This window comes from Pseudoduganella sp. RAF53_2 (genome assembly GCF_052113985.1).
Lineage (GTDB): Bacteria > Pseudomonadota > Gammaproteobacteria > Burkholderiales > Burkholderiaceae_D > Rugamonas.
The window spans coordinates 1-7702 of record NZ_JBFRDW010000262.1; the positions used below are offsets into that span (position 1 = coordinate 1).

The 7702-nt window shown below is 61.3% G+C and carries 8 protein-coding genes; all 8 read right to left on the reverse strand.

The window, feature by feature from the left end:
* The coding region (locus AB4Z11_RS16420; RefSeq protein WP_442026312.1) for a flagellar regulator YcgR PilZN domain-containing protein at positions 1–270 on the reverse strand (270 nt) is incomplete at its 3' end.
* Positions 270–617, reverse strand: coding sequence for an EscU/YscU/HrcU family type III secretion system export apparatus switch protein (locus AB4Z11_RS16425; protein WP_442026313.1), 348 nt, complete (start codon positions 615–617; stop codon positions 270–272). The genes AB4Z11_RS16425 and AB4Z11_RS16420, both read right to left, overlap by 1 nt.
* Positions 604–1998, reverse strand: a complete 1395-nt coding sequence (fliK, locus tag AB4Z11_RS16430; protein ID WP_442026314.1) for a flagellar hook-length control protein FliK — start codon at positions 1996–1998, stop codon at positions 604–606. Before fliK ends, AB4Z11_RS16425 begins: the two co-directional genes overlap by 14 nt.
* 41 nt (positions 1999–2039) lie before the next feature.
* Positions 2040–2366, reverse strand: coding sequence for a flagellar protein FliT (locus tag AB4Z11_RS16435; protein WP_442026315.1), 327 nt, complete (start codon positions 2364–2366; stop codon positions 2040–2042).
* An 8-nt stretch (positions 2367–2374) separates the two neighbouring features.
* The gene (gene fliS / locus AB4Z11_RS16440) at positions 2375–2818 is read right to left on the reverse strand and encodes a flagellar export chaperone FliS (RefSeq protein WP_442026316.1); all 444 of its coding nucleotides are present in this window, start codon (positions 2816–2818) and stop codon (positions 2375–2377) included.
* Positions 2819–2840: 22 nt separating this feature from the next.
* Entirely contained in the window at positions 2841–5525 is a 2685-nt protein-coding gene (fliD, locus tag AB4Z11_RS16445; protein ID WP_442026317.1) for a flagellar filament capping protein FliD, read from the reverse strand.
* Between the two features lie 164 nt (positions 5526–5689).
* Positions 5690–6067, reverse strand: coding sequence for a flagellar protein FlaG (locus AB4Z11_RS16450; RefSeq protein WP_442026318.1), 378 nt, complete (start codon positions 6065–6067; stop codon positions 5690–5692).
* Positions 6068–6171: 104 nt separating this feature from the next.
* Positions 6172–7702 (reverse strand): flagellin N-terminal helical domain-containing protein (locus tag AB4Z11_RS16455; protein WP_442026319.1); only part of this gene is annotated, 1531 nt, incomplete at its 5' end.

Sequence of the window (7702 nt, forward strand, 5' to 3'; positions counted from 1 at the left end):
GTCCAGCGAGGTTTCATAGGAAACGGCTTTAGCTGCAAGGATGCGGCGGTTCTGGTCGGGGTTGACGGAGCAGTCGAGAATGACCGCGTCATTGTCCGGATCGACTTCCAGAATCGAGGTCACGCACACGTCCGATTCACCGTGTACCAGCATACGGATCAGCTGCTTTTTCTCACTGATGCTGCGTAAGAGGGCGACAATCTCGCGGCGGGATTCCACCTCAAAATCATGCCAATTCTCCAGGTCCGCATCCGAAATATAAGTGTGCATCAAAGTCCGTTGTCTGGGGATTCGATCGGTGTGCTCAAGTCCGGTGCCGGGGGCGGGGGCTGTCCAGACTTTTGCGCTGCTTCAATATGATAAAGCCAGGCCAACAGTTCCGCAATTGTACGGTAGAGCACTGGCGGGATCTGTGCATCCAGATCCACTTCCATCAGCAGCGACACCAATTCCTTCGACTCATGGATGTGCACGCCATGTTCGGCGGCGACGGCAATGATCTGCTCGGCCACCAATCCGCGTCCTTTGGCGACGACTTTTGGTGCCGCCTGGCCGGATTTGTAGGCGAGGGCGACCGCACTTTGCAGCGGGCGGCGTGGCTGGTCAGGATTGTCCATCGCCAGCCTCCGCGCTGATGGTCAATGAAGCCAATGGCGCACCAGCCGCGTCCATGGCGCCTTGCAGCATGCTGGCCCAGGCACGCAAGGTGGCAGCTGTGTCTTCGCTGCCGGACTCGACCTGGATGTGGACTTGCTCGCCCACCATGGTGACCTTGGCGCCCACCTTGCCGAGCATGGGGAAACGGAAGCGTACGCCGCTGCGCCAGACCGGTTCGCTTTCGCGTTCGCCGCCGCGCTCTTGCTGCTTGCCACCATCGCGGCGGTCACGTTCGATTTCCCATTGCATGGGCTGGCCGGGCCAGGCCTGGCCTTGCCAGATCACCTTGCCCTGTTCCTGGGTGTGCAGCTGCTGGTTGATCATTTGCGCAGCGGACAGATCGGGGCCGTTCAGCAGCTTGTTCGCGGCTTCGGCCGGCGTCTGCGCGGCGGCTTGCGCCATGCGCTGCATTTGCGGCTCGCGCTGCAAGTCCTGCAAGGGTCGCTTGCCTTCGGCCCATTCGGCCACGTGCGACTCGTAAAACAGGCCGCTGTCGCCCAGGGCTTGTTTCAGGTTCTGGTCCAGCTTGGCGGTGTCGGGTGGGCCACCATCGGACAGCGGCGTTTTGCCATTGATCGTGACCGGCACACCGGGCGTGGTGTAGGCCGCGCTCAGCGCCGTGGAGATGGCGCGCGCAGCGGGGCTCAGCGTGGGTTGCGGCGTGTTCTTGTCGAGCGGTGGAAGCTGCTCGGATGGCGTCAGCGGGGCTTTGCTGAGCAGCGTCGCCGCCGCGCTTTGCGGGCGCGTTCCCGCAGCCTGCGCGCCGGCTTGAGCGCCCGTGCCGGACGCTTGCGCAGCGGCTTCGGCATCAGCACCCGCGGGCAAGCCTGCTTGCGCGGCGCCTTGCTGACCGGCTTGTGCGAGCTGGGCCGCTTGCGGCGGCACGCCCGGCTGGCCAGCGGCGCCGGGCTGCCCCGGCGTCTGGCCTTGCGCAGCTTGCTGCGCGGCCTGGCGGCCTGCCTGGCTGAGCGTGCTGGTGTCCTGCGACGGCAGGCGTGCCGTGTCCTCGGCCATGGGCGGCAGCGGCTTGCCTTCCGTGTAGAGCACGGCCGCTTCGCCCGCGTTGGGATTGCCGGCGCCGATCTGCAAGGTAGGGCGTGGATCGGCCGCGACCACGGTCAAGGGCAGCGAAGTGCCTGCCTGCACATTGGACGGCAGCAGCATGCGCGCGTTGGTATCCGCCACGCGCACCAGGTAGCTGCCATCGTTGAATTTGGAAAGGACCTGGGCCGACACGGTCTGGCCCACCAGGTTTTGCAGGGCGCGCTGAAACGCCTGCTGGCGCGCGTCGCCGACCGGTGCGGTTGCAACGCGCCCATCGACAGCGGGAAGAGGGCGCACGCCCGGCGCGTCAAGCCGCGTCGCCATCGCGTGCGGGCAGCTTAGACGCTGCCGTAGGCATTCACCAGGCGGCGCTCAGTACCGGTGCTGTTGATCAGGGCGGAGAGTTGCGCCATCCAGGGCATGGCCAGGTCGCGGATTTCGCGGTCGGCAATCAGCATACGCCGGATCAGGGCGACTTTGCGCTCGCGCTGTTCGCCTTGCAGGGCTTCGGCCGGTTCTTGCTGCTGCAGGCGGCGGGCCTGGGCGGCCACTTGCTGCTCCAGCATGACCAATTGGTCCCAATCGCCAGTCTTGGCGGCGGCCAGCATGCGCTCGGTCAGTTCCGCCATACGGGCGTAGGTGTTCACGACTTCCAGTGGGCTCATCGTCATTATCAAACGCTCGCGAAATTCGGGGTTTTCTGGGGAGCCTGAGGATTTGCGGCCGGGGTATTGCCGATGGCATTCCAGGCATCGCGCAATTCGCCCAGCAGGCGTTGCACTTCTTCCAGAATCTCGGGCTTGTTCTCCAGATTTGCCTGCAGCAGGCGATTGCTCATGTATTCGTACAGCGCGTCGAGGCCTTCGGCAATCTCGCCACCYGCCTTCTTGTCCAGCGCAGCGCGCAAACCGCTGTCGATGATCATGATGGCTTTGGAGATCGCCTTGCCTTTCTCGCCGATATTACCTGCTCGCATGTTGGTCAGCCCGCTGGCGATCGCCGTCATGGCGCCGTCGAACAGCATCACGATCAGCTGGTGCGGACTGGCGGCAACAACCCCGGTTTCCATGCCTACTTTGGCGTAGGCATTGACGCCGGTTTGCCTGGTTCCAAACATTGTGAATCTCCTCTAAATCGATTTAGCTGGCCGAAGGAAGCTTGGCCAGTTGCTGCGTCAGGAAGGTCGCAGTCGAGTTCATGCTGGCTACCGCCGTATCAAGTGCAGTGTACTGCTTGCGGTATCGGGCTTCAATATCCGCGAGTTTGGCATTGAAGGCATCTTTCTGCTTCTGAATATCCTTGACGCTATTATTCAAACCTGTCGTGCGGCCATTCAGAATGCCGGTGCTGCCGAGGTAGCCGCTGGCCAGCGTGTTGAGCTGGTAAGCGTAACCTTGCGAGAAGCCGATGTCACCGCGGAGGCCTGTGCTGGTACCTTGTACCAGCATTTTCAGTCCTTCCACCGGGGCTCCTGGCGCGCCGGTCAGGGACTGCCCGTCTCCAGTGGCCGAATAGCCGCCAATTGTGCCGGCAACGTCAACGCCATTCGAAGCTGTCGCACCACCGAAAATGGATGCAACACTCGAGCCGTTCAGATCGCTGATACTGATGTTCGATTTGCTGCCGTACTTGTTCGACAGAATTTGCAGCGTGCCATCGGTATTCACGGTTACAGCCACGGTCGAGCCAGCAGTCGAGAAATTGCTCGCGCCGTTAATGGCGGACTGCATCATCGTCGCCAGCTGCTGCGGCGTGTAGCTGCCTGCAGCTAGAGTGACGGTGGCCGAATTGCTGGCGTTGGATGGCGAAGTATCGTTCAGCGTAAAGGTCCACTGGGTATTGTCGTCGATCGTGATCTCGGCGGGCAGGGCGCTGCCGCTTGTCATCTTGGCTTGGGTTGCCAGCTGAGTAATGTTGATGGCGTAGTCGCCTGCCTGGGTAGCCGAGGTGGAGCTGGTGAAGCTGATGTCGCTGTCGCTGGTCTTACCGATCGCGGCAAACACACCGGCGATATCGTTGAAATTGCCGGCCAGCGCCTTGTTCAGCTTGCTGCTATCAACGCTCAACGTACCGTCTTTTTGGAAAGAAATACCCACCTGGCCAAGTGAGGTCAGGCTGCCTTTCAAACCGGTCAACTGGGTCGACATTTGACGACGCAGGCTGGCTTGCAGGCTTTGCACAGTGGAATCACCCAACAGCGGACCACCGGTCTGCGTATCCTGGTCATAAGCCGTCAGGGACTTGATCTGGCTGTTGAGGTCGTTGTACGCCTTGACGAAGTCATTGACGGCACTGGTGACCTTGCTGTTATCGCGAGAGACATTTACGGTGGAGCTGCCAGTACCCACGATATCAAACGTCATTCCTTCTACTGCATCGCTGATGCTGGTGCTGGAGCTGGTGACGTTAATGCCGTTGATAGTTGCAATAGTGTCCAGCGCAGCCGACTTCTGGCTCATGTTCTGCGCGCCAGCTGGATCATAGGCCAGCAGCGAAACCAGGTCAGCATCGGGCGGGTTGCCGCCGGAACCAGCGAGCGAGATCTTCATCGTTGACGAGGCACCAGTCGCGGTCGAGGTGAGCACCAGGTGCTGCGGCGTGTTCTCGCTGCCGTCCGATACGATGCTAGCAGTCACGCCGAAATTGCCTTTGTTGATGGCGTCACGGATGCCTGCCAGGGTGTTATTCGTGCTGTCGATCGTGATCGTGCCGGAAGTGCGGTCGCCGTCCACCGCAAAGCTTGCGCCGGTGCTGTAGCTGCCACCGGTGCCTGCGGTCAGGCCAGCGGCGGATGGATTGCTGCCGCCCACCGAGATCTGGCTGCCGTCATTCGATTGCAGAACGATATTGCTGGTCGCGGTCGCCGTCGAACCTGCGTTGGCGGTTGCCGAGGTCTTGCCTAAGCCACCGTTCACGGCGCCTGTGACCGTTTCCGTAATGGCGATATTGGCGCCGTCCGGATTGGTGAATTGCAGAGTACCGTCAGCAGCGCTGCCGGTAAATGTGATATTGGCATTGGCCAACGCCTGGGATACGGCACTGCCTGGAACCAGCGCTGCGTCAATAGCTGCCGCGTCAACGCCCGAACCAGCGGCGACGCCGGCCGCCTGGGTGGCGATCTGCACGCCGCCAATGCTCAGGGAATAGGTGCCGCCGCCGCTGGTGTCCACCGCGCCGAAGGTGGTTGCACCACCGCTACCGAACAGGGTAGCCGAAGTCAAGGTTGGTGATGCCTTGGCGCTCACCCCCGTGGTGGATTCCTTGGCATTGATGGCATCCGCCAGCGCGCGCGCGCTACGGGTGCTGGAATCGGTTGCGATCGAAGTGCCATTGATAGTCAGGCCACCGGGCGTGATGCCGCCGGTAACCACGCCAGCACCCAGTGCCGCGCCAGTGACGCCGAATACGCCGCCAGTCACGGTGCCGAGTTGGAAAGTGATGTTGGTCTTCTGTCCCGTACCGATGGCGGTCGAGGTCGTCTTGTAGCCAACCGTGGACGCCAGCGTGTGCGCCTGGGCTACCTGGGTGACATTGATCTTGTAGTTGCCAGTCGCTGCCTTGGCGGTCGCGCTAGCGGTAAGCACCGATTCCGCGCTGGACTTGGTCGTCATGGCCTGGAACGCCGAGACGCTGCTCAGGCCGGACAAGGTGCCCTGGAAAGTCGACAGTGCGCCGGACAGGTTGCCAAACGCGCTGACCTTGGCCAGGTAGCTGGCGGACTTCTTGTCGAGGTCAGCCAACGGCGCCGACTCTGCGGCCATCAGCTTGCTGACGATGGTGTTGACGTCGATGCCGGAACCAATGCCGGGAGAAGAAATGCCCACTTGTTGCTCCTGATGAAAACGCTACCAATATAGGGGATTATCGGCAGCAATAAACAGGACTTGAGAGAGGGAATTGTTGTCCTGTTCTGCGGACTGGACCGTGATGTCGCCCTAGCACCATCATGCCACAGTGGAAAAAAAACGGCGCGCCGTGGCGCGCCGTATCAGGCAGTTTCTTTAAGTATAAGGCTGCGTGCCGAATCGATCGATTTGGCAATTTCCAGCGCCTCTGGTGTAGGCATCTGGCGCAGCACTTCCTTGGTGGAYTGATCGACCACCTTGATTACCGTGAGCTTGGTATCGCCGTCGATGGAAAACTCGACGCCCTGGGCTTTTTCCTGAGCTGCTTTATTCAGCTTAGATACGGCCTGTGAGACTTGTTCCAGCGTCGGTGCCGGGGCGCTTGCCGTAACAGCGGCTGCCGTTTCAGTGGCAGTGGCTGGCGCGCGGCCGGTGCCTTGCAGGACGGCCGATTCGGCTGCGGCAAGCGGCCGTTCCAGGGAACGGTTCGTGCCGGCTGTAGCGATTGAATCGATAGTCATGATGCTTCCTTTGTGCAAAACCCCGGCAGGCTAAAAGCCGGCCGGGGTGGCGGTTATAAGCGATGGAAGTCCATCACATTATAAAAGCTTGCTCACGCGGGGAATTAACCACGCAGCAGGGACAGCACGCCGTTCGGCAGCGAGTTAGCTTGCGCCAGCATCGCGGTACCAGCTTGCTGCAGGATCTGGCCACGGGTCAGGTTAGCCGTTTCAGCAGCGAAGTCGGTATCCTGAATACGGCTCTGGGAAGCCGACAGGTTTTCCGAGGTGGTCTGCAGGTTCGAGATGGTCGAAGCGAAACGGTTCTGAATCGCACCCAGGGAAGCGCGGTTGCTGTTGATTGCGTTCAGTGCCGAGTCGATGGTCTTCAGAGCAGCGTTAGCACCGTCAACGGTGGACACGTCGATCTTGGCCACGGACTGCAGGTCGGAACCGGTGGTGCCGTTCACGATCGTGGTCGAGTTGTTGGTCGAAGCCAGGCTGAAGCCGCTGYCCGAGGAGAAGTCCAGATGGCCACCCACGGTAACGCTTTGGCCGCTCGCGCCGATTGCAGGCGAGGTGAATGCCGATACTGCAGCTTGCGAGCCGACGGCTGGCTTGTCGGTACCGCGCATGGTGGCAGCAGCCAGCAGGTCGTCCGAAGCGCCATTGGTGTTGGTGATCTGGATGTCAGCACCGGAGCTGTTCACCAGCTGGATTTCTTTGCTGCCATTGGTCGGGTTCGACTTGATGGATGCGGAAATACCGGTGGTGTTGGTTTGTGCGTTGATTGCCTGAGCCAGAGCCGACAGGTCGCCGCCTTTTACCTTAGCCGAGATGGTCACGGCGGTAGAGTTGGCATCCGATTCGATCGAGTTGTCGCCACGCAGAGAGAACTGAACCGAGCCGTCGGTGCCGGTGACCAGACCTTGCAGGGTTGCAGTGGTCTTGGCGCTGGCGGTCACACCGGAGGCGCTGGTGTTGGCGTTCACTGCAGCTGCAATCTTCTTCGCGCTGTCGCCTGCGGCGGTGGTCACCGTGGTGGTGGTGCCGGAGCCGGAGGTGAAGGTCAGCGTGTCAGCAACCTGGTTGTTGGCAGTGCCGGCGATCGCGTCGGACAGGGAACCGCCACCAGCGTTGAAGTAGCCGGACAGGGTGTTGTTGCCGATGTCGGTAGCTTTAGCCGATTGCACGCCGATGTTAATGGTCTGGCCGGAGTTCGCGCCAACCTGGAACTGAGCGGAGGTCAGGGAACCGTCCAGCACGTTCTGGCCGTTGAACTGGGTGGTGTTGGCCACGCGGTCCAGTTCTTTTGCCAGGGACGAAACTTCGTTCTGGATCGATTTGCGGTCGGAATCGGAGTTGGTGCCGTTAGCGGACTGCACGGACAGTTCGCGAATACGCTGCAGCAGGTCACCTGCGGTGCTCAGGCCACCTTCAGCCGTCTGAGCCAGCGAAATACCGTCGTTTGCGTTGCGGGCAGCTTGGTTGTTACCACGAATCTGGGAAGAGAAACGTGCGGAAATTGCCAGGCCAGCGGCGTCGTCTTTGGCGCTGTTGATGCGCAGGCCGGAGGACAGGCGCTGCAGCGAGGTCGACAGGGCGGATTGCGACGAGTTCAGGTTACGCTGTGCGTTCAGGGAGGCAACGTTGGTG